Annotated in this window: 23 protein-coding genes; 7 read left to right on the top strand and 16 right to left on the bottom strand. The window is 71.9% G+C overall.

The genetic code is table 11. The features are described 5' to 3' along the window. Positions 1-4: 4 nt before the first annotated feature. The 6 genes from mmsB to ACFYQQ_RS05880 all read right to left on the bottom strand — a co-directional run bounded on the left by mmsB (position 5) and on the right by ACFYQQ_RS05880 (position 7287). A complete protein-coding gene (gene mmsB, locus ACFYQQ_RS05905; RefSeq protein ID WP_355785406.1) occupies positions 5-1249 on the bottom strand; it encodes a multiple monosaccharide ABC transporter permease in 1245 nt (414 codons plus the stop codon). A 5-nt stretch (positions 1250-1254) separates the two neighbouring features. Further along, positions 1255-2796, bottom strand: coding sequence for a multiple monosaccharide ABC transporter ATP-binding protein (gene mmsA / locus ACFYQQ_RS05900; RefSeq protein WP_355785403.1), 1542 nt, complete (start codon positions 2794-2796; stop codon positions 1255-1257). Between the two features lie 33 nt (positions 2797-2829). Further along, positions 2830-3942: a multiple monosaccharide ABC transporter substrate-binding protein gene (gene chvE, locus ACFYQQ_RS05895; RefSeq protein WP_355785400.1), complete on the bottom strand. Its 1113-nt coding sequence runs from the start codon at positions 3940-3942 to the stop codon at positions 2830-2832. Positions 3943-4066: 124 nt separating this feature from the next. Next, on the bottom strand, positions 4067-5035 hold the full coding sequence (locus ACFYQQ_RS05890; protein WP_355785397.1) for a hypothetical protein: 969 nt from the start codon (positions 5033-5035) through the stop codon (positions 4067-4069). A gap of 93 nt (positions 5036-5128) precedes the next feature. After that, on the bottom strand, positions 5129-6133 hold the full coding sequence (locus tag ACFYQQ_RS05885; RefSeq protein ID WP_356168347.1) for an alcohol dehydrogenase catalytic domain-containing protein: 1005 nt from the start codon (positions 6131-6133) through the stop codon (positions 5129-5131). Continuing rightward, positions 6130-7287 carry a mandelate racemase/muconate lactonizing enzyme family protein gene (locus ACFYQQ_RS05880; RefSeq protein WP_356168344.1) on the bottom strand — a complete coding sequence of 386 codons (1158 nt, stop codon included), beginning with the start codon at positions 7285-7287 and terminating at the stop codon, positions 6130-6132. The genes ACFYQQ_RS05885 and ACFYQQ_RS05880 overlap by 4 nt, the downstream gene beginning before the upstream one ends. Positions 7288-7549: 262 nt before the next feature. Between ACFYQQ_RS05880 and ACFYQQ_RS05875 the strand changes: the two genes are divergently transcribed. Further along, on the top strand, positions 7550-8290 hold the full coding sequence (locus ACFYQQ_RS05875) for a hypothetical protein (protein WP_388903652.1): 741 nt from the start codon (positions 7550-7552) through the stop codon (positions 8288-8290). A 982-nt stretch (positions 8291-9272) separates the two neighbouring features. Here ACFYQQ_RS05875 and ACFYQQ_RS05870 read toward each other — a convergent pair. Continuing rightward, positions 9273-9704 carry a MarR family transcriptional regulator gene (locus ACFYQQ_RS05870; protein ID WP_355779464.1) on the bottom strand — a complete coding sequence of 144 codons (432 nt, stop codon included), beginning with the start codon at positions 9702-9704 and terminating at the stop codon, positions 9273-9275. A 114-nt stretch (positions 9705-9818) separates the two neighbouring features. Between ACFYQQ_RS05870 and ACFYQQ_RS05865 the strand changes: the two genes are divergently transcribed. From ACFYQQ_RS05865 to ACFYQQ_RS05850, 4 genes are all read left to right on the top strand, one after another. After that, positions 9819-10841: an NADP-dependent oxidoreductase gene (locus ACFYQQ_RS05865; RefSeq protein WP_355779467.1), complete on the top strand. Its 1023-nt coding sequence runs from the start codon at positions 9819-9821 to the stop codon at positions 10839-10841. A 125-nt stretch (positions 10842-10966) separates the two neighbouring features. Next, complete coding sequence (locus ACFYQQ_RS05860; protein ID WP_355779470.1) at positions 10967-11386, top strand: organic hydroperoxide resistance protein; 420 nt, start codon at positions 10967-10969, stop codon at positions 11384-11386. Positions 11387-11592: 206 nt separating this feature from the next. Next, on the top strand, positions 11593-12423 hold the full coding sequence (locus ACFYQQ_RS05855) for an EI24 domain-containing protein (RefSeq protein WP_355779471.1): 831 nt from the start codon (positions 11593-11595) through the stop codon (positions 12421-12423). Beyond that, positions 12420-13034, top strand: a complete 615-nt coding sequence (locus tag ACFYQQ_RS05850; protein WP_355779473.1) for a LysE family transporter — start codon at positions 12420-12422, stop codon at positions 13032-13034. The genes ACFYQQ_RS05855 and ACFYQQ_RS05850 overlap by 4 nt, the downstream gene beginning before the upstream one ends. Positions 13035-13053: 19 nt before the next feature. On the opposite strand, the gene ACFYQQ_RS05845 is transcribed toward ACFYQQ_RS05850, so the two are convergent. Both ACFYQQ_RS05845 and ACFYQQ_RS05840 read right to left on the bottom strand, forming a co-directional pair. After that, complete coding sequence (locus ACFYQQ_RS05845) at positions 13054-14289, bottom strand: pyroglutamyl peptidase (protein WP_355779475.1); 1236 nt, start codon at positions 14287-14289, stop codon at positions 13054-13056. Between the two features lie 246 nt (positions 14290-14535). Next, positions 14536-15111 (bottom strand): TetR/AcrR family transcriptional regulator, encoded by a 576-nt coding sequence (locus tag ACFYQQ_RS05840; protein WP_355779477.1) that lies wholly within the window; start codon positions 15109-15111, stop codon positions 14536-14538. Positions 15112-15211: 100 nt separating this feature from the next. On the opposite strand from ACFYQQ_RS05840, the gene ACFYQQ_RS05835 reads away from it, so the two are divergent. Beyond that, positions 15212-17662, top strand: a complete 2451-nt coding sequence (locus ACFYQQ_RS05835; protein WP_355779480.1) for a glycoside hydrolase family 3 C-terminal domain-containing protein — start codon at positions 15212-15214, stop codon at positions 17660-17662. A 71-nt stretch (positions 17663-17733) separates the two neighbouring features. Here ACFYQQ_RS05835 and ACFYQQ_RS05830 read toward each other — a convergent pair whose 3' ends face one another. Both ACFYQQ_RS05830 and ACFYQQ_RS05825 read right to left on the bottom strand, forming a co-directional pair. Next, positions 17734-18717, bottom strand: coding sequence for an aldose epimerase family protein (locus ACFYQQ_RS05830; protein ID WP_355779482.1), 984 nt, complete (start codon positions 18715-18717; stop codon positions 17734-17736). A gap of 52 nt (positions 18718-18769) precedes the next feature. Further along, positions 18770-19672, bottom strand: coding sequence for an SGNH/GDSL hydrolase family protein (locus ACFYQQ_RS05825; RefSeq protein WP_355779485.1), 903 nt, complete (start codon positions 19670-19672; stop codon positions 18770-18772). Positions 19673-19932: 260 nt separating this feature from the next. Here ACFYQQ_RS05825 and ACFYQQ_RS05820 point away from each other — a divergent pair, with 260 nt between their 5' ends. Next, entirely contained in the window at positions 19933-20427 is a 495-nt protein-coding gene (locus tag ACFYQQ_RS05820; protein ID WP_355779488.1) for a DUF3145 domain-containing protein, read from the top strand. A 100-nt stretch (positions 20428-20527) separates the two neighbouring features. On the opposite strand, the gene fabF is transcribed toward ACFYQQ_RS05820, so the two are convergent. From fabF to fasR, 5 genes are all read right to left on the bottom strand, one after another. After that, positions 20528-21799, bottom strand: coding sequence for a beta-ketoacyl-ACP synthase II (fabF, locus tag ACFYQQ_RS05815; RefSeq protein ID WP_355788629.1), 1272 nt, complete (start codon positions 21797-21799; stop codon positions 20528-20530). A gap of 82 nt (positions 21800-21881) precedes the next feature. Then, positions 21882-22130: an acyl carrier protein gene (locus tag ACFYQQ_RS05810; RefSeq protein WP_355788632.1), complete on the bottom strand. Its 249-nt coding sequence runs from the start codon at positions 22128-22130 to the stop codon at positions 21882-21884. A 72-nt stretch (positions 22131-22202) separates the two neighbouring features. After that, positions 22203-23234 (bottom strand): ketoacyl-ACP synthase III, encoded by a 1032-nt coding sequence (locus ACFYQQ_RS05805; RefSeq protein ID WP_355788635.1) that lies wholly within the window; start codon positions 23232-23234, stop codon positions 22203-22205. 14 nt (positions 23235-23248) lie between these two features. Then, entirely contained in the window at positions 23249-24166 is a 918-nt protein-coding gene (locus tag ACFYQQ_RS05800; protein ID WP_356168320.1) for an ACP S-malonyltransferase, read from the bottom strand. 89 nt (positions 24167-24255) lie between these two features. After that, positions 24256-25461: a fatty acid biosynthesis transcriptional regulator FasR gene (fasR, locus tag ACFYQQ_RS05795; RefSeq protein ID WP_355789801.1), complete on the bottom strand. Its 1206-nt coding sequence runs from the start codon at positions 25459-25461 to the stop codon at positions 24256-24258. Positions 25462-25522: the final 61 nt, after the last annotated feature.

Genomic DNA, 25522 nt, shown 5'->3' with positions numbered 1-25522 from the left:
GGACCTACGAACCGACCTTGCGCTTGTTCCACACGTCGAAGCCGACGGCCGCCAGCAGCACCAGGCCCTTGATGACCTGCTGCCAGTCGCTGCCGACCCCGACGAGGTTCATTCCGTTGTTGAGCACGCCCAGGACGACGCCACCGATGATCGCGCCGAGGACCGTGCCCACACCGCCGCTCATCGACGCACCGCCGATGAACGACGCGGCGATCGCCTCGAGTTCGAAGTTCACGCCCGCCTTGGGTGAGGCCGCGTTGAAGCGGGCCGCGAAGACCAGACCCGCCAGGGCCGCGAGCATGCCCATGTTGAGGAAGACCAGGAAGGTCACCTTCTTGTCCCGCACACCGGAGAGCTTGGCCGCGGGAAGGTTGCCGCCGATGGCGTACACGTGGCGGCCGATGACGGCGTTGCGCATGACGTAGCCGAAGCCGACGACGAGGACACCGAGGATGATCAGCACCACCGGGGCGCCCTTGTAACTGGCCAGCATCATCGTGACGGTGAGGACCGCCGCGACCAGCGCCACCAGCTTCAGCAGGAAGAGCTTGGCCGGCGGCACGTCGAGCGCGAACTCCTGCTGCCGCCTGCGGTCACGGACCTCCTGGATGACCACGAAGGCGATCACCGCGAAGCCGAGCAACAGTGTGAGGTTGTGGTAGTTGGTGTCCGGGCCGACCTCGGGCAGGAAGCCGTTGGCGACCTTCTGCAGACCGTCGGGGAACGGGCCGAGGGTCTGGCCCTCCAGGAAGATCTCCGTCAGACCGCGGAAGAGCAGCATCCCGGCGAGGGTGACGATGAACGACGGTATGCCGAGATACGCGATGAAGAACCCCTGCACGGCACCGGCGACCGCGCCGAGCGCCAGGCACAGCAGCACCGCGACCGGCCAGGCCACGTCGTGCTCGACCATCAGCACCGCCGCCACCGCGCCCACGAAGGCGGTGAGCGAGCCGACCGACAGGTCGATGTGCCCGGCGATGATGACGAGCATCATGCCGATCGCGAGGATCAGGATGTAGCTGTTCTGCAGGACCAGGTTGGAGACGTTGCGGGGCAGCAGCAGGTCCCCGTCGGTCCACACGGCGAACAGGACGACGATCAGGCCGAGGGCGATCAGCATCCCGTACTGCCGCATGTTGCGGCGCATGCCGTCCACCATCAGCTGCCACAGGCCGTCGCCCTCCGCCGGGCCGCCCTTGCCGGCGGGAGCCGGCGCGGGGCTCTTGGCGGTCACATTCGTGCTCATCGCTCTTACCTCTTGTCCTTCGTCATCTGGCGCATCAGCACTTCCTGCGTGGCCTCGGCCCGCGGCACCTCGCCGGTCAGCCGGCCGGCGGCCATCGTGTAGATGCGGTCGCACATGCCGAGCAGCTCCGGCAGCTCGGAGGAGATGAAGACGACCGCCTTGCCCTCGGCGGCCAGCTTGTCGATGACCGTGTAGATCTCGTACTTGGCGCCCACGTCGATGCCGCGGGTCGGCTCGTCCAGGATCAGCACGTCGGGACCCGCGAAGATCCACTTGCTGAGGACGACCTTCTGCTGGTTGCCGCCCGACAGCTTGCCCACCGGCTCGAAGACGGTCGGCGCCTTGATGTTCATCGAGGTGCGGAAGCCCTCGGCGACCTGGCGCTCCTCGTGCTGCTCGACCACACCGCGCTTCGCGACCTTGCCGAGGGCGCTGAGCGAGATGTTGCGGTTGATCGTGTCGATGAGGTTGAGGCCGTAGTGCTTGCGGTCCTCGGTCACGTACGCGATCCCGTGCTTGACCGCCTCCGGCACGGACTTCGTACGGATCTCCGCACCGTCCTTGAGGACCGTGCCGCCCGCGTACCGGCCGTAGGTGCGTCCGAAGACGCTCATCGCCAGCTCGGTGCGCCCGGCGCCCATCAGGCCGGCGATCCCGACGATCTCCCCGCGGCGCACGGAGATCGACACGTCGTCGACCACCTTGCGCTGCTGGTCGATCGGGTGGTGCACGGTCCAGTTGCGTATCTCCAGGGCCGGCGCCGCGCCCACCTCGGGCTCGTGCGGGGTCCGTTCCGGGAAGCGGTGGTCGAGGTCGCGTCCGACCATGCCGCTGATGATCCGGTCCTCGGTGGTCTCCGGCGCCTTCACGTCGAGGGTCTCGATGGACCGCCCGTCGCGCAGGATCGTCACCGAGTCGGCGACCCGCTCGATCTCGTTGAGCTTGTGCGAGATGATGATCGAGGTGATGCCCTCGTCCTTGAGGCCCAGGATGAGGTCGAGCAGTTTGCCGCTGTCCTCGTCGTTCAGCGCCGCCGTCGGCTCGTCGAGGATCAGCAGCTTCACCTTCTTGGAGAGCGCCTTGGCGATCTCGACGAGCTGCTGCTTGCCCACGCCGATGTCGGCGACACGGGTGTCGGGGTGCTCGGCCAGCCCGACGCGCCGCAGCAGTTCGCTCGCGTGCTTCAGCGTCTCGCTCCAGCTGATGAACCCGCGGGTGGCGTGTTCGTTGCCGAGGAAGATGTTCTCGGCGATGGAGAGATACGGCACCAGGGCAAGCTCCTGGTGGATGATCACGATGCCCTGCTGCTCGCTGGCCCGGATGTCCTTGAAGTGGCAGGGCTCCCCCTCGAAGAGGACCTCCCCTTCGTAACTCCCGTGCGGGTGGACGCCGGAGAGGACCTTCATCAAGGTCGACTTCCCGGCGCCGTTCTCCCCGCAGATGGCGTGGACCTCGCCCGGACGGACACTCAGAGAGACGTCCGACAGCGCCTTGACGCCGGGAAAGGTCTTGACGATCGAGCGCATTTCCAGGACGGGTCCCGCCATGGTCGTGCCTACCAATCCTTGAATACGCGGCGGTTAGTTGAGGTCGCTTTCCTTGATGTAGCCGGAGTCGACGACGGTCTCCTTGTAGTTGGACTTGTCGACGTTGACCGGCTCCAGCAGGTAGGCGGGCACGACCTTCGCGCCGTTGTCGTACGTCTTGGTGTCGTTGACCTCGGGCTTCTTGTCGTTGAGGACCGCGTCCACCATCTTCGAGGCGACCTCCGCGAGCTTGCGGGTGTCCTTGTAGACGGTCTGCGTCTGCTCACCGGCGATGATCGACTTCACCGAGGCGACCTCGGCGTCCTGGCCCGTGACGATCGGCAGCGGCTTGCTCTTGCTGCCGTAGTCGTCGGACTTCAGGGCCGAGAGGATGCCGATCGAGATGCCGTCGTAGGGCGAGAGCACCGCGTCCACGCGCCCGGTCTTGTACGCCGAGGTCAGCAGGTCGTCCATGCGCTTCTGCGCGGTGCCGCCGTCCCAGCGCAGCGTGGTGACCTGGTTGAGCTTCGTCTGGCCGGACTTGACGACGAGCTGCTTCTTGTCGATGTACGGCTGGAGGGCGTTCATCGCGCCCTGGAAGAAGTACTTGGTGTTGTTGTCGTCGTTGGAGCCGGCGAACAGCTCGATGTTGAACGGGCCCTTCTTGCTGCCGTCCTTCAGTCCGAGCTTGTCGACGATGTAGCCGCCCTGGAGCTCGCCGACCTTCTCGTTGTCGAACGAGGCGTAGTAGTCGACGTTCTTGCTGCCGAGGATCAGGCGGTCGTAGGAGATCACCGGGATGTCCGCGTCGGCCGCCTGCTGGAGCACGTTGTCCAGCGACTTGTTGTCGATCGCCGCGATGATCAGGGCGGAGACGCCCTGCGTGATCATGTTCTCGATCTGCGAGACCTGGGTGTCGGGGTCGTCCTCGCCGTACACCAGCTTGGTCTTGTAGCCGGCCGACTTCAGGTTCTTCTCGACGTTGGCGCCGTCGGCTATCCACCGCTCGGAGGACTTGGTGGGCATCGCGATGCCGACCGTGGAGCCCTTCGCGTCGTCCTTCTTGTTCTCGCTGCCGCCCTCGCTGTCCTGCCCGCAGGCGGAGAGGGTGAGCGCCAGGGAGGCGGCGGTGGCTACGGCGGCGAGCGCTGCTCTGCGATTGCGCATGATCATCTTCCTTGATGTTCGGGCGGGCTCGGTCGGGAAGTTCGGCTGTGCGGGAGGACCGAGAGGAGGTGTGTGGGATTGTGTGCGGCTGCGTCGTCTTTTGTGAAGGGCTGAGTTCAGAACGTTACGACGGAGTTGCGAACCGCCGGAGCGAGCCCGGCAGCCGGGACCCGAGCGGCGCCATGTCGCCGTCCGCGCCATGGCGGGCGAGCAGGTCCAGGGCGAGGCGTCCGCGCCGCACCCGCTCCCGCGCGGTGTCCAGGGTGACGTCGCGCAGGTGGGTGCCGTACGGGTAGATCGCGGGCGCCTTGGACAGGCCGAACTTGAGGTAGATCGGCGCGCCGCGGCGGATCAGCTCGGCGACCTCGTACATGCGCACGTAGCCGCCGAGATCGTCGGGGGCCTCGATGTACATGTCCATGGGGGCGGCGGACACCCGCCGTATCTCGGTGAGGTGATCGAGCGTCAGATCACTGGGCACGTTGACGGAGTCGGCGCCCAACTGTTCGTACACGGCGTAGGCGGCCGGGTTGACCGGGCCGATCAGCGCCGAGACCTTGAGGGTCGTGTCGGCCGGGATGATCCCCGCCTCGCGGGCCCGGTGCAGCGTCCACAGCACGCCCTCGTCGGCGACGAGCAGGCACTTGACGCCCAGCTCCGTCGCCCGGACGGCGTCCTCGACGCAGCCGGCCACCGCGTCGTGACCTCGGGCGCGCAGCCCGCCGCCCCGGGAGTCGGTGCGCACGGAGCCCCCGATGTCCCAGGTGCCGCGCGGGCCGGTGAACAGGCACAGCTCGATGTCGCGTTCGCCGGTCGACTCCACCATCTCGGTGATCTCGGCGTCGGTCAGCATCCAGACGCCGCTGCCCTGGCTGATCCGGTGGATCGGCACGTCGAGCCGCGAGGACTCCTTGAGGACCACCGCGAGGGCCTCGGGGCCCTCCACGGAGGGCACCTCGGTGCGCCAGCTGCCGCCCTCGGGGAACGTGTGCGCAGAGGCGTCGGCGGGGGAGAGGGCGGGTGCGCCCAGGCCGAGCGCGGCGAGTGCCGGCTCGCCGGGTCGCCGGGCTGCCGTGGTGGGAGCGTCGGTCACAAGCTGTCCTTCACGTTCGGTATTTCGGACGACATTCGTGTCGGTGGGTGTACGCCGGTACGGGGCGTCAGGATCCCCGTACCGGCGTACGGCTCAGGGGCGCAGCAGGACTTTGCCGACCTTCGGGTCGCCGGCCCCCACCAACTCGATGGCCTGCGGGAACTCGGCGAGCGGCAGCTCGTGCGTGACCAGCGGAAGCGGGTCGAGCAGTCCGGCGCCGAAGACCCGCACCGCGTGCGCCCAGGCGTCCGGCGGCGCACCGAACACGGTGTGCACCTCCAGCTGCCGTACGACGAGGTCGGTGGGGTCGAGCCCCTCGGCCCCCGGAGCCGGGATGCCCGTCAGGACCAGGCGTCCGCCGCGCCGCAGCAGGGAGGCGGCGGTGCGCGCGGCGGACGCGGACCCGGCGGTCTCGATCACGACGTCGAAGTCGTCGGGCAGTTCCTGGTCCCGGGTGCGGAAGTCGGTGGCGCCGAACTCCCGCGACAGCGCCGCGCGGTCCCGGCGGGTGCCGACCACGAGCAGCTCGGCGGGCGACCCGGCCCGCAGGAACTGCACGGCGAACATCCCGAGGGTTCCGGTGCCGACCACGGCGACCCGCTCGCCGGGCCGCGCGTCCGCCTTGAGCGCGGCGGCCGCGATGCACGCGGCGGGCTCCAGGAGGGCGGCGGCCGTCAGGTCGGCGTCGTCGGGCAGGACGTGCAGCAGCCGGGCCGGCAGCGTCAGCGTCGAGGCCATCGCCCCGGGCTGGGTGAAGCCGGTCTCCTCGTAACCCGCGCTGCACAGGGTGGTCTCGCCCGCGTGGCAGCGGTCGCACACCTGGCAGTTGCGGAAGCCCTCGCCGACGACCTTGCGGCCGACCAGCGCCGGCGGCACCCCGGCCCCCACCGCCTCGACGGTCCCGGACCACTCGTGGCCCGGCGTGAGGGGGTAACGGACGTACCCCTCGGGCCGGTTGCCCTGGTAGAGCTCGCGGTCGCTGCCGCAGATGCCGACGGCGTGGACGCGCACCAGCGCCTCGCCGGCCGCCGGCGGCACCGGCTCGTGCGGGATCAGCCGGTGCTCGCCGGGCGCCTCGACGACGACCGCGGTGCTCACTGCGTCCCCTTCGGCCTGCGCTGCTCCCAGCCGTCCGCCCACAGGTCGAACCGGGCCTGCTGCTGCGGGAACTCGGCCGCCGCGTCGACGTCCAGCTCCACACCGAGACCGGGCTCGTGGGACAGCTCGAAGTAGCCGTCGACGACCTGCGGGGCGCCCTTGACGACCTTCTTGATCTCCGCGTCCGCGAAGTCGTTGAAGTGCTCCAGGATCTTGAAGTTCGGCGAGGTGAAGCCGACCTGGAGGCTCGCGGCGGTCAGCACCGGGCCGCCCACGTTGTGCGGGGCCACCAGCATGTAGTGGGTCTCCGCGGTCGCCGCCAGCTTCCTGGTCTCCCAGATGCCGCCGATGTGGCCGACGTCGGGCTGGATGATGTCCACGGTCTGGTTGTCGAACAGCTCGCGGAACTCGATGCGGTCGTGGATGCGTTCACCGGTGGCGAGCGGGATGTCGACCTTGGCGGCGACCTTCTCCAGCGCCTTCAGGTTCTCCGGCGGCACCGGCTCCTCCAGCCAGGCCGGCTTGAAGGGCGCCAGCTCGTGGGCGAGGCGCACGGCGGTGGCGGGGGAGAACCGGCCGTGCATCTCCAGCATCAGCTCGGCGTCCGGGCCGATCGCGTCGCGCACGGCCTCGATGAGGGAGACCGCGTACAGGCTCTGCTCGTGGTCGAGCTCGAAGTGGCCGGTCCCGAACGGGTCGATCTTCAGCGCCCGGTACCCGCGCGCCACGACCTCCTGGGCGGCCTTGTGGTACGCCTCGGGCGTGCGCTCGGTCGTGTACCAGCCGTTGGCGTACGCCTTCACCTTGTCGGTGACCTTGCCGCCCAGCAGCTGCCAGACCGGTACGCCCAGCGCCTTGCCCTTGATGTCCCAGCAGGCCATCTCGATCACCGCGATACCGGACATCACGATCTCGCCGGCCCGCCCGTAGTCGCCGTACTTCATACGGCGCACGAGGTCCTCGACGGCGAACGGGTCGGAGCCGAGGACGTGGTTGACCTCGGCCTCCCGCAGATAGCCGAGGAGCGCGTCGGTGTGGCCCAGCATCCGGGTCTCGCCGACTCCCGTGAGTCCTTCGTCGGTGTGCACCTGGACGTAGGTCAGGTTCCGCCACGGCGTCCCGACCACGTGCGTGCTGATTCCCGTGATGCGCACGGCAGTTGCCCCCTGTGCTCTTCGCTCTGTTCGAAATTTCGTCACACGTTCGAAATGCTGGCGTGACAGTAAGGACGCGGCCCCGGAGGTGTCAATGGGTCGAACACAACCACCCGCGACGGATTTCGGTGGTATGCCGCGCTCGTCGCGCACGCGAACCGGAGGGAGCGCTGGTCGACGGGGCGGAACGCACGGTTCCCCACACAACTTTCACAGCTGTGACTATGAACGTTACCTGTGAGGAACCTAGTCTTCCGGCGTCATGGACTACTGCCAGCCGTGCCGCAGGCACCTCAACGGCGCGCTCGCCTGCCCGGGGTGCGGCACCCCCGCCGACGAGTGCCGCGCGCACGCCGACGCGCCGGACGACCCCGGCGCGCACGCCGGGACGGACGACGCCGCCGAGCCGTACGAGGACGACACCGAGCGTCCCGGCCGGGCCGCGGCGCGCGGACGCGGCCGTGGCGGTGACCGAGCCCGCGGCGAGGGTGGCGGACGGGCCGGCCGGCGCGACCGCAAGGCCGCCGCCCACCGGCGCCGGCGGCGCAGGGCCCTGCTGGTCGGTGCCGGGCTGCTGCTCGCGGCGGGCGGCCTGAGCCTGGCCGAACTCGGCATCGAGGTACCGGGGTCCGCGCCGAGCGCGGCGACGGCCGGCGACGAACGGGCCGACGGCGGCGCCAGATCGGCCGGGGAGACGTCCGCGCCGGGCGGCCCCGCGGCGGGCGGCGGCAGTGCGAAGCCCTCGGGCTCGCCGAGCGACTCCGCGTCCCCGTCGGCGTCCGAGTCCGCCGAGGACGAGAAGAAGGACGGCGACGAGGAGAAGGACGCGCAGCAGGCGTCGGCGTCCACGGGCCCGCTCACCGGCGCCTCGCCCTCGGCGCCCGCCGCGACGACGGCTCCCGGCGCCCCCGAGACCCCGTCAGCGGAGCCCACCTCGGCCCGGCCCACCCCGGCCCCGTCCCCCACGAAGTCCTGCAGCCGCTTCCTGTGGTGGTGCACCTGACGCGGTTTCACCGACCCGCGTCCCGCCCAGCGCCCGGCCCACGCAGACCGCTGTACCCCGGCCCGGATACGGGCCGGGCCTGAAGCGCATCGCAGGACGACGCACCTGAGGGTGACCGCCGCGTCCGCCCGGACGTAGGGACGCAGGCCGACGCCCCTGCCGCGGCGTCCCGCGTCCCGTCAACACGGCCCGCCGCACCCCGCATGCAGGCACCGACAGGCGACACCCCTGACGGGGCCCCATGTCCCGGTCGGCCCACATACTCGCCCCCAGGCGCCCATTGGGCCCGGCGTGGGCACGCCGCGCGTGCAAGGCACCGGGCGCGGAACCCCCGTGTCCCGGTCCCCCGGCCCCGGCCCGCAAGGGCGCGCCTAAGCGCCCGTCCAGCCCATGTGGGCGTGCCGTGCTGCGGGGGCAAGGCACGGGACCCGCGTGCCCCCGGTCCGCCGGCCACCTGGCGCGCACGGGCGCCGTACCCACGATCAGGCGCCCGTTGGGCCCCGCGTGGGCAAGGCGCCTGTCGCGGGACCCGCGTGCCCCGGTCCGCCGGCCACCTGGCGCGCACGGGCGTCGTACCCGCGCCTGGGCGCCCGTTCAGCCCGTACGGGTGTGCCGCGCAGGCAAGGCGCCTGGCTCGGGCCCCGCGCCCCGGTCCGCCGGCCCGCACGGGCGCCGTACCCGCCCCAGGCGCCCAGTCAGCCCGCGCGGGCGTACCGTGCCCGTCGGGTCCGCGGTCCCGCCCGCCAAGGGCCTCCGTGACCGCGCCGCCGGCCGCCCGCCGCGGCGAGTGACCTCACCGAGCACCCGGCACCGGCGACGGCGAGACCGGGCGACCCGGCACCGGCGACGGTGAGTCAGGGCCCCCGGCACCCGGCGAGACCCGGCCCCCCGGGCCTCCGGCACCCGGCGAGACCGGGCCCTCGGCACCGGCGACGACGAGACGACCGGCGCCCCCGGCGCCGACCCCCCCGCACCGCGGGCGTCAGGCGTCGAGCATTCGCTGGAGCAGCTCCCGCAGGGACAGCCGCTCCTCGTGGGAGAGCCCCGCGAGCGGCTCGCGGGCGAAGTCGAGAGAGTCCCGCAGGCTGCGGGCGATGCGGCGGCCCTCCTCCGTGGGCGCCGCCAGCTTGACGCGCCGGTCCGCGGGATCGGGGCGCCGCTCGACCAGCCCGCGTGCCTCCAGCCGGTCCACGATCCCCGTCACGTTCGACGGCTCGCACCGCAGCTTCTGCGCCAGCCGCCGCATCGGCAGCGGCTCCAGCGTGAGCAGGCTGAGCAGCCGCGCCTGCGCACCGGTGAGCGCGTGCTCGCCGGCCGCCTCCTCGTACTCCTCGTGGTAGCGGGCCACCACACTGCCGATGAGGTCGACGACCTCGAGCGTCAGGGCGTCGGGGCGGGTCTTCTGCGGGGACATGCGCTCCAGGCTACCCGGTTACTTGACATCCTGAAATATTCAGGAGCATGGTTGTTTCAGGTAATGAAACAAACTGCGCGAGAGCCGCTCCGCAGGCGCACAGGAAAGGCCCCCATGACCGACACGCCCCAGCTCCCCGCCGTCAGCCGCGAATGGCACCTGCTCAGCCGCCCGGTCGGCTGGCCGGAGCCCGGGGACTTCGACCTGGTCGAGGCCGAGGTCCCGCAGCCCAGGGACGGGCAGGTCCTCGTACGCAACAAGTACCTCTCGGTGGACCCGTACATGCGGGGCCGCATGAGTGCCGCCAAGTCGTACGTCGCCCCCTTCGAGCTGGGCAAGGTCATGCAGGGCGGTGCGGTCGGCGAGGTCGTCGCCTCGAAGGCCGAGGGGATCGCCGTCGGCGACCACGTGCTGCACTTCCTCGGCTGGCGCGAGTACGCCGCCGTGAGCGCCGAGCAGGCCGTCAAGGTCGACCCGGAGGCCGCCCCGCTGAGCACCTACCTCGGCGTGCTCGGCATGACCGGCCTGACCGCGTACGCGGGCCTGCTGCGCACCGCGTCCTTCAAGGAGGGCGACTCCGTCTTCGTCTCGGGCGCCGCGGGTGCCGTCGGCAGCCAGGTCGGCCAGATCGCGAAGCTGAAGGGCGCCTCGCGCGTCATCGGCTCGGCCGGTTCGGACGAGAAGGTCCGCCTGCTCGTCGACGAGTACGGCTTCGACGCCGCCTTCAACTACAAGAAGGGCCCGGTGGCCGAGCAGCTGCGCGAGGCCGCCCCGGACGGCGTCGACGTGTACTTCGACAACGTCGGCGGTGACCACCTGGAGGCGGCGATCGGCCGGCTCAACCAGGGCGGCCGGATCGCCGTCTGCGGCATGATCTCGGTCTACAACAACACCGAGCCGGCGCCCGGCCCGCGCAACCTCGCCCGTCTCATCCAGACCCGCGGCCGCATCGAGGGCTTCCTTGTCGGCGACCACTACGACCTCCAGCCGGAGTTCGTCGAGGAGGTCGGCTCCTGGGTCCGCTCCGGGGAGCTCAAGTACCGCGAGACGGTCGTCGAGGGCATCGAGAACAACCTGGAGGCCTTCCTCGGCGTCCTGCGCGGCGACAACACCGGGAAGATGATCGTCAAGCTCTGAGTCCGGGAGCGGGCGGGCTCCGGGCCCCCGGAGCCTGTCGCCGGACTTCCGGCATGCGGTAACTTCTTTCCGAAGTCGTCGCGATCGTGGGCGCGAGTCGCGGCGGACCAAGGAGGAAGCACCGTATGTCCATCCAGCAGTCCGAGGTCCTCTACACCGCCGTCGCCACCGCCGAGGGCGGGCGTGACGGCCGGGTCGCCACCGACGACGGCAGGCTCGACGTCGTCGTCAACCCGCCGAAGGAGATGGGCGGCAGCGGCGCCGGCACCAACCCGGAGCAGCTCTTCGCCGCCGGGTACAGCGCCTGCTTCCACGGCGCGCTCGGGGTCGTCGCCCGGCAGGAGAAGGCCGACATCACCGGCTCGACCGTCACCGCGAAGGTCGGCATAGGCAAGAACGAGGACGGCTTCGGCCTGATCGTCGAGATCTCCGCCGCCATCCCGAACGTCGACGCCGGCACGGCCAGGTCCCTCCTGGAGCGGGCCCACCAGGTGTGCCCGTACTCCAAGGCCACCCGGGACAACATCACCGTGACGCTCGTCTGACGGCGCGCGTCGCGCGCGACGGAGGCCGCACCCCCGCACCGGGGCGCGGCCTCCGTCCGTTCCCGGGCGGTACGGCGCGGTCGCCCCTCTCCGACTCCCCTGCGGGGACGAGGTGTTGGGGTCGTGACTGCCCCCGCGCCGGGCCCTTCCGGGCCCCGGGAAACCTGCCGCCGGGGGCGCGGGGAGCGCCCGGTAGGGTTTTGGCCATGCGTGATTTCGGGGCGGGCTTCCACTACTTGGTGCAGGGCCAGCGATGGGTGGCCAAGCACGGGCGACAGTACGGATTCGGACTGCTCCCGGGCCTGATAACCCTGGTGCTGTACGCGGCGGCCCTCACCGCCCTGGCCCTGTGGGGCGAGGACTTCACCACCTGGGCGACCCCGTTCGCGGACGACTGGGGCAGCCCTTGGCAGGGCCTCTTCCGCGGCTTCCTCACCGTCGTCCTCTTCGCCCTCGCCCTGGCCCTCTCCGTGCTGACGTTCACGGCGGTCACCCTGCTCGTCGGCCAGCCCTTCTACGAGTCCCTCTCCGAGCGCGTCGACCGGGACGTGTCCCCGGACGGCACCGCCCCCGAGTCGGGCCTGCCGCTCTGGCGCGAGCTGTGGATCTCCGGCCGGGACAGCCTGCGCATCCTGGTCCGGGCCCTCGTGTGGGGCATCCTGCTCTTCGCCCTCGGCTTCGTCCCGGTCGTCGGCCAGACCGTCGTCCCGGTGGTCGGATTCTTCGTCACCGGCTTCTTCCTCACGGAGGAGCTGACCGGGGTGGCCCTGCAGCGCAGGCGCGTCGAACTGCGCGCCCGCCTCGCCCTGCTGCGCTCCCGCAGGACGCTGGTCTGGGGCTTCGGGACCCCGCTCGCCGTCGCCTTCGTGGTCCCGTTCGTCGCCGTGTTCCTGATGCCGGGCGCGGTCGCGGGAGCCACCCTGATGGCGCGCGACCTGCTCGGCGAGCGGACCGGGGAACCCGACGAGGAGAGCGCCGCGGGCCACACGCACGCGGGCATCCCGCACCCGGGCGACGACGGGGCCGCCCCCGCATGACCGAGGTCCTCGCGGTCGCGGTCGTCACCGTCCTCGCGGTGATCGCGCCCGGCGCCGACTTCGCGATGATCGTCCGCAACAGCTATCTGCACGGCCGGCGGACCGGGCTCCTCGCCGCCGCCGGCGTCGCCGCGGGCGTCCTCGTGCACGTCACGTACACGATGCTCGGCGTGGGCCTGCTCATCGCCTCCTCGACCGCCCTGTTCACCGCGATCAAGCTGGTCGGCGCGGCCTACCTCGTCCTGGTCGGCGTCCGCACCTTCCGCACGCGCACCCGGGTCGAGGTCGACCTCCGGGCCGGCACGGACCTCGGTCCCCTCGCCGCCCTGCGCGCCGGGTTCCTCACCAACGTCCTCAACCCGAAGACGACCCTGTTCGTCGTCTCCACGTTCGCCCAGGTCGTCGGGCCCGGCACCCCGGTCCTCAGGCAGGTGGGCTACGGACTGTTCATGTCCCTCGCCCACCTGCTGTGGTTCGCCGTGGTCGCCGTGTTCTTCTCGCACGAGCGGATGCGCTCGCTGATGCTGCGCGGCCAGCGGGTGCTGAACAAGGTCATCGGCTCGGTCCTCGCCGGCCTCGGCGTGAGCCTCGCCTTCGCCCCGTCGCACTAGCCACAGGGCCTCCTGGGGGTCACCCCGCTTCCAGGGCCGTCCGCAGGATCGACCGGACCTGCGCGATGATGTCCAGCCGGTTCCGCACGAACCCGGGGTCGGTGACCGTTCCGGTCGCGGGGTCCGTGTTGCCGGCGCCGAACTCCAGCACCGGTGTGTGCACATGGCCGCCCGGCAGCGAGGAGCGCAGGCCGAGCCGGTCGCGCAGCAGCGTCGCCCGGTAGGCGATCTCGTTGGACAGGTAGTTGCCGCCGCCCCCGGCGCGGGCCGTCGAACCGGGCGTCGGTCCCTCGGGGCGCACCACCGGCTCCGTGCCGCCCGCCGGTATCTCCGTCACCGAGGTGTTGTCGTACACCGGGAAGCGCCCGGTGTCCGCGGCCACGATCGCCCCGTACGGCAGCGTCGTCGACGTCCACTGCGGCTGGGAGGCCGGGTCGGACACGGGGACCGTCTCGGTGCGGGAGACGTTTTCGTTGTCCGGGAAGCCGCCCCGCCAGGCCCCGTTGGTCCGCTCCACGTCGAAGCGGCCGACCCGGCCCTGGCTCACCGTCGTGAACAGGTCCACCCGGCCCAGGTGCGGGCGCAGCGTCCGTTCCACCGTCCCGTCGGTGAAGTCCTGCCAGCGCACCGGGAAGACCGCCGTCTCGACGCGGGCGGGGCCGTCGGCGGTCTGGATCGTCGTCCCGTCGAGGGCGAGCGCTCCGGCCCCCGAGGGGTTGGAGATCCTGACGTCGCGGTCCAGCGTGAACGGGTCGAACCCGGTGAGCAGGACGCGCTTCACGCCCTTGCCGTGGGGATAGCGGATGGCGTTCTGCCCCCGCGAGTTCTCCTCCAAGGTGGCCAGCAATGCCCGCCGTTGCACGTCCGTCAGGCCGAACCCCGGCTCCCACGCGCGGACTTCGCGGGTCATGCCGAGCCGGGCCCAGTACAGCGGCCGGTCGTCGTCCCGGCTCAGGTCGCCACCGGCGGGGCCGCGGCCCTGGGCCCGGTCCACGGCCCGCCGCCACAGCCGCGCCCCCTCCCGTTCCACGACGCGCTCGGCCTGCGCGTACGAGTGCGCCGCGTCCAGGGCCCGGCCGAACCGCGGTGCCACGGTGTCGAATCCGGACCGCCGCAGGATCTCCTGGGGTGCCGCCCTGTCGAGCCGCTGCTCCTCGACGGTGGGGGCCTCGGCCGCCGTCGCGGTGGGTGCGGTCGCGAGCCCCGCCAGCAGGGCCAGTCCGAGGACACCGATGCGAGCACGTGCGTGAGTCAAGGGAGTTGGGCCTTCCGTCGCCGTGGGGTGCTTGGGATGGCCGCAGTATCGCGTGACGCACGGGGCGCACGCCATGGTGCGTGACCGGGGCGGATCAGGCGGGGGCCGCGCTCGCCCGCCGGCCACGGCGCGACCCTCGATGGCATCGTTGACATCCGCACGTATCTGACGGACATCGGCCGGCTGAACGAATACCGCGCCGTACGGCGGGAGTTCCTCACCAGGACCGCGCGGTCGTCGCGGCGGTCAGTCCTCGCCCAGCAGGGTGAGGAAGTCCCGGAAGGCGGCGGGCATGTCCACCGACTCCGGGTCCAACAGCCACTGGTACTGGAGTCCGTCCATCACGGCGACGAGCAGGGGAGCGGCACGCTCGGGTGTGAGTCCGCTCGGCAGCCGCTCCCCGTACTGCTCGCGCAGCACCGCCGCCATGTTCGCCCGCACCGCGGTGTAGCGCTCGGTGAAGAACTCGCGTGCCGGATGGCCCTCGGTGACGCTCTCTCCGAGCAGCGCCGAGAAGGTCTGCACGATGCCCGGCCGCATCGCGTTGTACTCGACGAGGGACCGCAGCAGATCGAGCCGCCACCGGCTGTCCGGCACCGCGTCCCACTGGTCGCGCTCCCGGAGCACGGCGACGAGCAGCGCCTCCTTGGTCGGGAAGTAGTGCAGCAGCCCCTGCTGGGTGAGACCGACCCGCTCCGCGACGGCGGCCAGGCTCGCGCCCCGGTAGCCGCGCCCGGCGATCACCTCCAGGGCGGCACGCACGATCTCCGCGCGCCGTTCCTCGCTCCTGGTCCTGCCCGTCATGCCGTCACCGTACGGCATCCGCTCTCCCATGTGTAACGCTGAGGTCACGAAACCTACCGCTCTACAGGTGACGCGTGCAGGATGGAGGCGCCCAAGGACTTCGACGAGGAGGCACGCCGTGGCACAAGCAGCGCAGCAGCGGACGGGGGAGGCGGCGGACCGGGCCCGGGAGGCGGCCGTCGAGGCGGCCCTCGGCAGGCTCGGCCTGGACGCGAAGACGAGGCTGCTGTCCGGACAGGACATGTGGTCCCTGCCCCCGCTCCCCGAGATCGGACTGCCCTCCCTGGTCATGTCCGACGGCCCGATCGGCGTCCGAGGCGTGCACTGGACCGCCGACGACCCCTCCGTCGCGCTGCCGTCCCCGACCGCCCTCGCCGCCACCTGGGACCCCGGCCTCGCCCGCCGCGCCGGTGTCCTCCTCGCCCAGGAGGCCCGCCGCAAGCACGTCCACGTGCTGCTCGCGCCCACCGTCAACCTGCACCGCTCCCCGCTCGGCGGGCGCCACTTCGAGGCGTACAGCGAGGACCCGTTCCTGACCGGCCGGATCGGCGCGGCCTACGTGACCGGCGTGCAGTCGGGCGGCGTCGGCACCACCGTGAAGCACTTCGTCGCCAACGACGCCGAGACCGACCGCTTCACCGTGAACAACGTGGTCTCCGAACGCGCCCTGCGCGAGCTCTACCTGGCCCCCTTCGAGGCCATCGTGGAGAACGCCCGTCCCTGGGGCGTCATGACCGCCTACAACTCGGTCAACGGCCCCACGATGACCGAGCACCGCCACCTCGTGAACGAGGTGCTGCGCGGCGAATGGGGCTTCGACGGCTTCAACGTCTCCGACTGGACGGCCGCCCGCTCCACCGTCGGCGCCATCGAGGGCGGCCTCGACGTCGCCATGCCGGGCCCGCGGACCGTGTACGGCGAGGCACTGGCCCGCGCCGTACGCGACGGCGATGTCGCGGAGTCCAAGGTGGACGACGCCGTGCGCAACGTCCTGCGCCTCGCCGCCCGCGTCGGCCTCCTGGAAGGCGCCGAGCCGGTCGTGAGCGAGCGGCCCGCCCCCGTCGACGGCGAGGCGCTGGCCCGCGAGATCGCCCGCCGCTCCTTCGTCCTGGCGCGCAACGAAGGCGCACTCCCGCTGCCCGGGGGACACCGGGTCGCCCTGCTCGGCGCCGCCGCCCGCGACGCCCGCGTGCTCGGCGGCGGCTCCGCCACCGTCTTCCCGGCCCGTGTCGTCTCCCCGCTCGACGGCCTCACCGCCGCCCTCCCCGAGGGCACCCTGACGTACGCCGTCGGCGCCGACCCGAACGAGGAACTCGCCGTCGCCGACAAGGGGTTCGCGCTCCGCGCGGTCTGCCGCGACGCAGACGGCACGGTCATCGGCACGGGCACCGCACCGAGCGGACACATCCAGTGGATGGGCGACGACCTGCCCGAGGGCGTCACCCACGACGCCCTGCACAGCGTCGAGCTGACCGGCACCTTCACCCCGCGCGAGAGCGGCCCGCACACCTTCGGCACCAGGGGACTCGGCGCCTTCACCCTCACCGTCGACGGGCAGGTGCGCTACGACGACGTGGCGAGCACCGACACGGACGATCCGTTCATCTCCTTCTTCGGCGCCCCCGTCGAGCGCGCCCGCGTGGAGCTGACGGCGGGACGCGCGTACGAGGTGTCCCTGCGCCACACGGTCACCTTCCCCGAGGACGCCCCCATGAAGGTCGTCACCTTCACGCTCGTCCACCAGGAACCGCGGCGCGACCCCGAGGAACTGATCGCCGAGGCCGTCGAGGCCGCCCGCGCCGCCGACACCGCCGTCGTCGTGGTCGCCACCACCGAGCGCGTCGAGTCCGAGGGCTTCGACCGCAAGGGCCTCCGCCTGCCCGGCCGCCAGGACGACCTGGTCCGCGCCGTCGCCGCCGCCAACCCGAACACCGTCGTGGTCGTGAACTCCGGTTCCCCGGTGGAGCTTCCGTGGCGCGAGGAGGTCGCCGCCGTGCTCCTCGGCTGGTTCCCCGGCCAGGAGGGCGGCGCCGCCCTCGCCGATGTCCTCACCGGCGCCCACGAGCCGGGCGGCCGCCTGCCCACCACCTGGGGCTCCCTCCAGGACGCCCCGGTCACCCGGGTCACCCCGGCCGACGGCGAACTGCACTACACGGAGGACGTGTTCATCGGCTACCGCGCCTGGGAGAAGGAGGGCAGGACCCCCTCGTACGCCTTCGGGCACGGACTCGGCTACACCGACTGGACCTACGAGTCGGTCGAGGTCGCCGGGAGCACCGCCACCGTCCGCCTGCGCAACTCCGGCGAGCGCACCGGACGGGAGGTCGTCCAGGTGTACCTCGCCCCCGTGGACCCGGACCCCGCACGGCCCGCCCGCTGGCTGGCCGGCTTCGCGACCGTGCGGGCGGCCCCCGGCGAGAGCGCCGAGGCCGTCGTCGAACTCCCGCGCCGTGCCTTCGAGGTGTGGGACACGACCGCGGGCGCGTGGCGTCTTGTGAAGGGTTCGTACGAGGTTCAGGCAGGCCGTTCCCTTGCCGACCGCCGGGTGCGCACGATCATCGAGGCGTGACCGCCGGACGCCTCCACGGAGCAGCCCCGGCCCGGAACCTGACGGCCGGGCCGGGGCTCGTCCGTACGCCCCTAGTCCCGTACGGAGAACCGGTACACGGTCTCCGAGCGGTACACCTCGCCCGGCAGCAGCCCGGTGCTCGGGAACTCGGGCCGGTTGGGGGAGTCGGGGAAGTGCTGCGTCTCCAGCGCGATGCCGTCGCCCGGCGCGAAGGGCACCGACGCGTCGAGGTGGTCCGCCGTGTAGAGCTGGAGCCCGGGCTCCGTGGTCGCCACCGACAACTGCCGCCCGGACGCCGGGTCGTACAGCTCGGCCACCTTCACCGGGCTCTCGCTCAGGCCCTTGTCGAGCACGAAGTTGTGGTCGTAGCCGGAGCCGACCTTGCGCGGCGTGCGGAAGTCGAAGCGCGTCCCGTCGACGGCCGCGAGCTCGCCGGTCGGGATCAGGTCGGCGTCCACCGGCGTCAACCGCGAGGCGTCGAGGCGCAGTTCATGGCCGCCCGCGTTCCCCGAACCGGTCAGGTTCCAGTACGTGTGGTTCGTCAGGTTCACCACCGTCGGCGCGTCCGTGACCGCCTCGTAGGAGATCCGCAGCGCGCCGTCCCCGTCCAGCGTGTAGGTCGCCGAGACCTCCAGGCGTCCAGGGAAGCCCTCCTCGCCGTCCGGGCTCACCCGCGACAGGCGCACCCCGTGCTCGACCGGCTCCGCGTCCCACACCCGCTTGTCGAAGCCCCGGTCCCCGCCGTGCAGGGAGTTGGGCCCGTTGTTCCGCGCCAGCCGGCAGATCCCGCCGTCGAGCGGGAAGCGCCCGCCCGCGATCCGGTTCGCGTACCGCCCGACCAGCGCCCCGAAGTAGGGCTCGGGGTGGGCGACATAGTCGTCGAGCCGCGGGAACCCGAGGACCACGTCCACGGTCCGCCCGTCCCGGTCCGGGACCTCGGCCGACTGCACGATCCCGCCGTACGTCAGTACCCGCACCCGCACTCCCGAGCGCTCCAGCGTCCAGCGGTGGACGCGGGCGCCGTCGGAGAGGGTGCCGAAGAGTTCGCTAGGCATGATCGAGACCCTACGCTCCGGACCCGCCCGGCACGCGCGCGTACCCTCCGGATCACGCCGCCGGCTTCCTCGCCGTGACCGTCCGGTACGCGATCTCCGCGATCCGCGCCTGGCCGTCGCGGCTCGGGTGGAACCAGTCCCAGTGGCTCAACTGGGTGGTGCCGAAGCGGTAGTCGTAGACCGCGCCCCCGTCGAAGCGGCACCGCCGGTCCTTCGCGCAGACCTCCTCCAGGACGGAGTTGTACGCCTCCACGCGCTTCTGGACCTTCGCGCGCCGCTGGGTCGCCGCCGCGTCCAGGGCGTCCGCGTCCCCCAGCATCGAGGGGCAGATGCCCAGCTTCCACACCTGCTTGCCCAGCGCGTTCCCGCGCCCCTGGGACCACAGCCGCTTCAGGTCGGGCACGCTCGACACGTACACCTGGGTCCGCGGCGCGGCCGTGCGCAGGGTTCGCATCGCGTCCTCGAACTCGGCCCGGAAGTCCGCCACCGAGGTCATCGCCGAGACACTCGCCCGGCAGGCGTCGTTGGCGCCCGCCATGACCGTCACCAGCTCCGGCTTCCTGGTCGCCGCCCGGGTCATCTGGGCCGGCAGGTCCGCCATCCGGGCCCCGGTCACCGCGTAGTTCCAGCTGCGCTCGGCGGCCCCGGCCCGGCCGAGCAGCCGCACGGCGAGACTGCGCACGCCCGCGTCGCTGCCCGTGGCCCACGACACCTCGGGGCAGTCGGACAGCACCGAGCACGCGTCGAAGCCGCGCGTGATCGAGTCGCCCACCGCGACCAGGGACTCGGGGCTGCGGTCCCAGGCGGGCGTCGGCCTCGGGGACGGGCGGGCCTTCGCCGCGGCGCCCTCGGGGGCCGCCGCGTCGCCACCGGAGGCGTCGCAGCCCGCGATGCCCAGGACGGCCGCCGCCGCGACGGCGAGGACGGTCCGTGAACGGTGGCTCCGCTTCCGCATCCCCAGTTCCCCTCGTTCGTCGTGCACACTCGGCCGGCCACCGCGTCCCGGCGGGTGGCCGCGGCCGCCCGGTACGGCCCGCGAACCGCGGCGGCGGGTCCGGCACGCGTCCCGCCGGGTGAAACCTCGGTGTTTATGCGCCCTGGGACCGACGGTACGTCACACTCCTTGCGCCGCCGCACGGTAGCCTCGCCCCGTGGCCGCCCTGCCACTGCCGTTCCGCTAAGTTACAAGATGTCCCGCTCTGCCCGGAGGTCCCGGTGACGACACGTGGAGTTCTCTACGTGCACTCCGCGCCGCGCGCGCTGTGCCCGCACGTCGAGTGGGCAGTCGCGGGCGTGCTCGGTACGCGCGTCAGCCTCGACTGGATCCGGCAGCCGGCGGCGCCCGGCACCTGGAGATCCGAGTTCTCCTTCAAGGGCGAGGCCGGCACGGCCTCCCAGCTCGCCTCGGCGCTGCGCGGCTGGCAGATGCTGCGCTTCGAGGTCACCGCCGAGCCCTGCCCGACGGCCGAGGGCGAGCGCTACAGCTGCACCCCCGACCTGGGCATCTTCCACGCCGTCACCGGAATCCACGGCGACATCCTGATCCCCGAGGACCGGCTGCGCGCCGCGCTGGTCCGCTCCCAGCGCGGCGAGAGCGAGCTGGAGGGCGAACTCGCCAAACTCCTCGGCAAGCCCTGGGACGACGAGCTGGAGCCCTTCCGCCACGCCGGTGAGGGCGCCCCCGTCCGCTGGCTCCACCAGGTCGTCTGACCCGCCGTCACCCGGCACACGAGAGGGCCCCCGCCCGAAGGCGGGGGCCCTTTCCGTGTCACTCGGCGTACGACCGGAACTCGACGGCGTACGTCCGGATCTAGACGGTGCGGAACGCCAGGACCACGTTGTGGCCGCCGAAGCCGAACGAGTCGTTCAGCGCGGCGATACGGCCCTCGACGGGGAGCTTGCGCGCCTCGCCGCGGACGATGTCGGCGTTGGCCTCGGCCTCGGGGTCGAGGTTCTCCACGTTGATGGTCGGCGGGGCGATCCGGTGGTACAGGGCGAGGACCGACGCGACGGACTCGACACCGCCGGCGCCGCCGAGCAGGTGCCCGGTCATCGACTTCGTCGCGGAGACCGCGATGTGGTCGGTGTCGTCGCCGAACACCTTGCGCAGCGCCTTCAACTCGGCCACGTCACCGGCCGGCGTCGAGGTGGCGTGCGCGTTCACGTGCACGACCTCCGCCTTGTCCAGGTCGGTGTTGTCGAGCAGGTTCTGCAGGGCGTGCGAGATGCCGCGGCCCTCGGGCTCCGGCTGCACGATGTCGTGGGCGTCCGCCGAGATGCCCTGGCCGACGGCCTCCGCGTAGACCCGCGCACCGCGCTCGGCGGCGTGCTCGGCCGACTCCAGGACGAGGACGCCGGCGCCCTCGCCGAGGACGAAGCCGTCACGGCCGACGTCGTAGGGACGCGAGGCGCCCTGCGGGTCGTCGTTGTTCTTGGACATCGCCATCATGTTGCCGAAGGCGGCGATGGGCAGCGGGTGGATGGCCGCCTCAGTGCCGCCCGCGACGACGACGTCGGCGCGGCCGGTGCGGATCATCTCGATCGCGTAGCCGATGGCCTCGGCGCCCGAGGCGCAGGCGGAGACCGGGGTGTGCACGCCCGCGCGGGCGCCCACGGCGAGGCCCACGTTGGCGGACGGGCCGTTCGGCATCAGCATGGGGACGGTGTGCGGGGAGACGCGGCGTACGCCCTTCTCCTTCAGCACGTCGTACTGGTCGAGCAGGGTCGTCACGCCGCCGATGCCGGAGGCGATGACCGCGCCGAGACGGTCGGGGTCGACACTCTCGTCCTCACCGGCCTTGGCGGTGAAGCCTGCGTCGGCCCAGGCCTCCTTGGCCGCGATCAGCGCGAACTGCGCCGAGCGGTCGAGGCGGCGGGCCTGCGGGCGGGGGATGACCTCGCCCGGTTCCACGGCGATCTGTGCCGCGATGCGGACCGCCTGGTCGGCGGCCCAGTCCTGCTCCAGAGGGCCGACGCCGGAACGTCCGGCGACCAGGCCCTCCCAGGTAGAGGCTGCGTCGCCACCCAGCGGTGTGGTTGCGCCGATACCGGTGACGACCACGGTGCGATTGGTCGGGCTCACGGGAATTCTTTCTCCAACGGATACGAGGATTCAGCGGCGCCACCGCCGGGTGGCGGGGCAGTCAGCCCAGGAGATCGGACGATCAGGCCTGGTGCTTGAGGATGTAGGACGTCGCGTCACCGACGGTCTTGAGGTTCTTGACGTCGTCGTCCGGGATCTTGACGTCGAAGCGCTCTTCGGCGGCGACGACGACCTCGACCATGGACAGCGAGTCGACGTCCAGGTCGTCGGTGAAGGACTTGTCCAGCTGGACGTCCTCGGTGGGGATCCCGGCGATCTCGTTCACGATCTCGGCGAGACCTTCGACGATCTCTTCCTGAGTGGCGGCCATGTCAGGCGCTCCTTCGGTATGTGTTCAGAGGGTGTGGCGGTACTCCGGCCGGAGATGATCCGGACGGTGTGCCTAGGGGAGGGTAACGACCGTGGCGGCGTAGACGAGACCCGCCCCGAAGCCGATGACGAGCGCGGTGTCGCCGCTCTTCGCCTCGCCGGTCGCCAGAAGCCGCTCCATCGCGAGCGGGATCGAGGCGGCCGACGTGTTGCCGGTGGTGCGTACGTCGCGGGCGACCGTGACGTGCGCCGGCAGTTTGAGAGTCTTCACCATCGAGTCGATGATCCGCTCGTTGGCCTGGTGCGGGATGAACACGTCCAGGTCGTCCGGGGCGATCCCGGCCGCGTCCAGCGCCTGCTGGGCGACCTTCGCCATCTCGAACACGGCCCAGCGGAACACCGCCTGGCCCTCCTGCGTGATGGCGGGGAACTTGATCTCGCCCTTGGAGTCGAGCGGCAGCGTGGAGACGTCGCCGCTGTGGAAGCGGTCCCACGGCACGGTCTGCTTGATCGTGCCGGCCTTGTCGCCCTCGGAGCCCCAGACGGTCGGGCCGATGTGCGGCTCCTCGGACGGGCCCACGACGACCGCGCCCGCGCCGTCGCCGAACAGGAAGGCCGTCGCGCGGTCCTCCAGGTCGGTGAGGTCGGACAGCCGCTCCACGCCGATGACGAGGACGTACTCGGCCGAACCCTCGACGATCATGCCCTTGGCGAGCGTGAGGCCGTAGCCGAAGCCCGCGCAGCCGGCCGAGATGTCGAAGGCGGCGGCCTTCGCCGTGCCCAGCCTGTCGGCGATCTCGGTGGCGATGGCCGGGGTCTGGGCGAAGTGCGAGACGGTGGAGACGACCACGGCGCCGATCTGCTCGGCGGAGATCCCGGCGTCCGCGATGGCCTTGCCGGACGCCTCGACCGACATCGCGGCGACCGTCTCCTCGGGGGAGGCCCAGTGCCGGGTCTCGATGCCGGAGCGCGAGCGGATCCATTCGTCGGACGAGTCGATCGTCTCCAGGATCACCTCGTTGGGCACGACCCGGACCGGGCGGTAGCCGCCCACGCCCAGGATGCGCGCGTACGGTGCGCCCTTCCTTGCCTTGATCTTCGACATGCTCTCCGGGCTCCTTATGCCGCGCTGTACTCGACGACGAGCTCGCGAGCCGCGTCGAGGTCGTCGGGTGTCTTCAGCGCCAGCGTCCTGACGCCGGGCAGCGCGCGCTTGGCGAGCCCCGTGAGGGTGCCGCCGGGGCACATCTCGATCAGCGCGGTCACCCCGAGCTCCTTGAACGTCTCCATGCACAGGTCCCAGCGGACCGGGTTGGCGACCTGGCCGACGAGGCGCGAGACGACCTCGGCACCGGTGGAGACGGTCCGGCCGTCCTTGTTCGACACGTACGTGATCCGCGGGTCCGCCGGGGTCAGTTCCGCGGCGGCCTCGGCGAGCACGTCGACGGCGGGCGCCATGTGGTGCGTGTGGAACGCGCCGGCCACCTTCAGGGCGATCACCTTGCGCACGCCCTCGGGCTTGTCGGCCTCCAGGGCGGCCAACTGCTCCAGCGTACCGGCGGCCACGATCTGGCCCGCGCCGTTCATGTTCGCCGGGGTCAGACCGAGCTTCTCCAGATGCGGCACCGTCGTCTCCGGGGCGCCGCCGAGCAGGGCGGACATGCCGGTCTCGGTGACGGCGGCGGCCTCGGCCATCGCCAGGCCCCGCTTGCGGACGAGGCGCAGCGCCTCGGTCTCGCCGAGCACGCCCGCGACCGCGGCGGCGGTGATCTCACCGACGCTGTGGCCGGCGACGGCCCCCGGGGACACGTCGCCGAGCGCGGACGCGGACAGCAGTCCGGCCGCGACGAGCAGGGGCTGGGCCACGGCCGTGTCGCGGATCGCGTCCGCGTCGGCCTGCGTGCCGTAGTGGGCGAGGTCGAGCCCGATGGCGTCCGACCACGCGGCGACGCGGTCGGCGGCACCGGGCAGTTCGAGCCAAGGAGTCAGGAAGCCGGGCGTCTGGGCGCCCTGGCCGGGAGCGACGAGTACGAGCACTCTCACACTCTCTCTTGTGGACGGCCACGGCCGCCCGTGGGGACAGGGACGAAGAACGGGAGGGGGAATTGTGGACCCCCGACAAAAGCCTAGGCCTGAGGATCTCCATCGGCCAGACGCCCCAGGATCAGGGCGATGCGCAGTGTGAACGCGGAGCGTACATCGGAGGGCGACCAGCCGGTGACGTCAGTCACACGTCGGAGCCGGTAGCGCACGGTGTTGGGATGCACGAAGAGCATGCGGGCCGCGCCTTCGAGGCTGCTCGCCTGTTCCAGATACACGCTCAGTGTCTCCAGGAGCGCCGATCCGGCCTCCTCCAGCGGTCTGTAGATCTCCTCCACCAACTGCTCGCGGGCCGAGGGATCCCCGGCGATCGCGCGCTCCGGAAGGAGATCGTCCGCCAGCACCGGCCGCGGCGCGTCCTGCCAGGCGAAACACGCCTTGAGGCCGGCGGCGGCCGCCTGCGCGGACCGGGTCGCGGCCAGCAGGTCGGGCACGATCGGCCCGGCCACCACCGATCCCGCCGCGTACGGGCCGATCAGCGACTTGGCGACGGCGAGCGGGTTGTCGCTGCCGCCGGCGATGACCACGAGCCGGTCGCCGAGCACCCCGGTGAGCACCTGGAGCTTGGCGTGCCGGGCCGCCCGCCGGATCGCCTCCACCGTCAGCTCGCTGTCGCCGTCGGGCGCAGTGCCGAGCACGACGCACACGTGCTCCGGCGAGTTCCAGCCGAGCGCCGCGGCGCGGGACACGGCGCCCTCGTCGGCCTCGCCGGACAGGACGGCGTTCACCACGAGGGACTCCAGCCGCGCGTCCCAGGCACCCCGGGCCTCCGCGGCCTGGGCGTACACCTGGGCGGTGGCGAAGGCGATCTCACGGGCGTACACGAGGAGCGCCTCGCGCAGCACGGACTCGTCCCCCGGCGCCGCGACCTCGTCGATCGCGCTCTCCATGACCTCGATGGTGGTGCGCACCATCTCGACGGTCTGGCGCAGGGTGATCGCCCGGGTCAGCTCGCGGGGGGCGGTGCCGAAGACGTCGGTGGAGATGGCCTGGGGGGCGTCCGGGCGCCGGAACCACTCGGTGAAGGCGGCGATACCCGCCTGGGCGACCAGCCCGATCCACGACCGGTTCTCCGGCGGCATCGCCCGGTACCACGGCAGCGTCTCGTCCATGCGCGCGATGGCCTGCGCGGCGAGACTCCCGGACGACTTCTCCAGCCGCCTCAGGGTCGCGGTGTGCGTGTGCGGCGGGCGTGCTGCGGGTTCGGTGTTGCTGGTTTGGGGTTCGGGCACGGGACAAGACTGCCTTATCCGGACGCGTGTGCGCCGCGCCGGGTCCCGGTGGCCCGCCCGC

The organism is Streptomyces sp. NPDC005496 (assembly GCF_042872045.1).
GTDB lineage: Bacteria > Actinomycetota > Actinomycetes > Streptomycetales > Streptomycetaceae > Streptomyces.
The sequence above is the reverse complement of the archived record's forward strand: the minus strand, read 5'-3'. Positions and strand labels throughout refer to the sequence as shown.

Coding starts and splice junctions, on each gene's coding strand:
- ACFYQQ_RS05810 (WP_355788632.1), bottom strand. CDS start 22,130: ATGGCCGCCACTCAGGAAGAGATCGTCGAAGGTCTCGCCGAGATCGTG.
- mmsA (WP_355785403.1), bottom strand. CDS start 2,796: ATGGCGGGACCCGTCCTGGAAATGCGCTCGATCGTCAAGACCTTTCCC.
- ACFYQQ_RS05860 (WP_355779470.1), top strand. CDS start 10,967: ATGTCCATCCAGCAGTCCGAGGTCCTCTACACCGCCGTCGCCACCGCC.
- chvE (WP_355785400.1), bottom strand. CDS start 3,942: ATGCGCAATCGCAGAGCAGCGCTCGCCGCCGTAGCCACCGCCGCCTCC.
- ACFYQQ_RS05830 (WP_355779482.1), bottom strand. CDS start 18,717: ATGCCTAGCGAACTCTTCGGCACCCTCTCCGACGGCGCCCGCGTCCAC.
- ACFYQQ_RS05825 (WP_355779485.1), bottom strand. CDS start 19,672: ATGCGGAAGCGGAGCCACCGTTCACGGACCGTCCTCGCCGTCGCGGCG.
- mmsB (WP_355785406.1), bottom strand. CDS start 1,249: ATGAGCACGAATGTGACCGCCAAGAGCCCCGCGCCGGCTCCCGCCGGC.
- ACFYQQ_RS05875 (WP_388903652.1), top strand. CDS start 7,550: ATGGACTACTGCCAGCCGTGCCGCAGGCACCTCAACGGCGCGCTCGCC.
- ACFYQQ_RS05805 (WP_355788635.1), bottom strand. CDS start 23,234: ATGTCGAAGATCAAGGCAAGGAAGGGCGCACCGTACGCGCGCATCCTG.
- ACFYQQ_RS05855 (WP_355779471.1), top strand. CDS start 11,593: ATGCGTGATTTCGGGGCGGGCTTCCACTACTTGGTGCAGGGCCAGCGA.
- ACFYQQ_RS05865 (WP_355779467.1), top strand. CDS start 9,819: ATGACCGACACGCCCCAGCTCCCCGCCGTCAGCCGCGAATGGCACCTG.
- ACFYQQ_RS05850 (WP_355779473.1), top strand. CDS start 12,420: ATGACCGAGGTCCTCGCGGTCGCGGTCGTCACCGTCCTCGCGGTGATC.
- ACFYQQ_RS05870 (WP_355779464.1), bottom strand. CDS start 9,704: ATGTCCCCGCAGAAGACCCGCCCCGACGCCCTGACGCTCGAGGTCGTC.
- ACFYQQ_RS05840 (WP_355779477.1), bottom strand. CDS start 15,111: ATGCCGTACGGTGACGGCATGACGGGCAGGACCAGGAGCGAGGAACGG.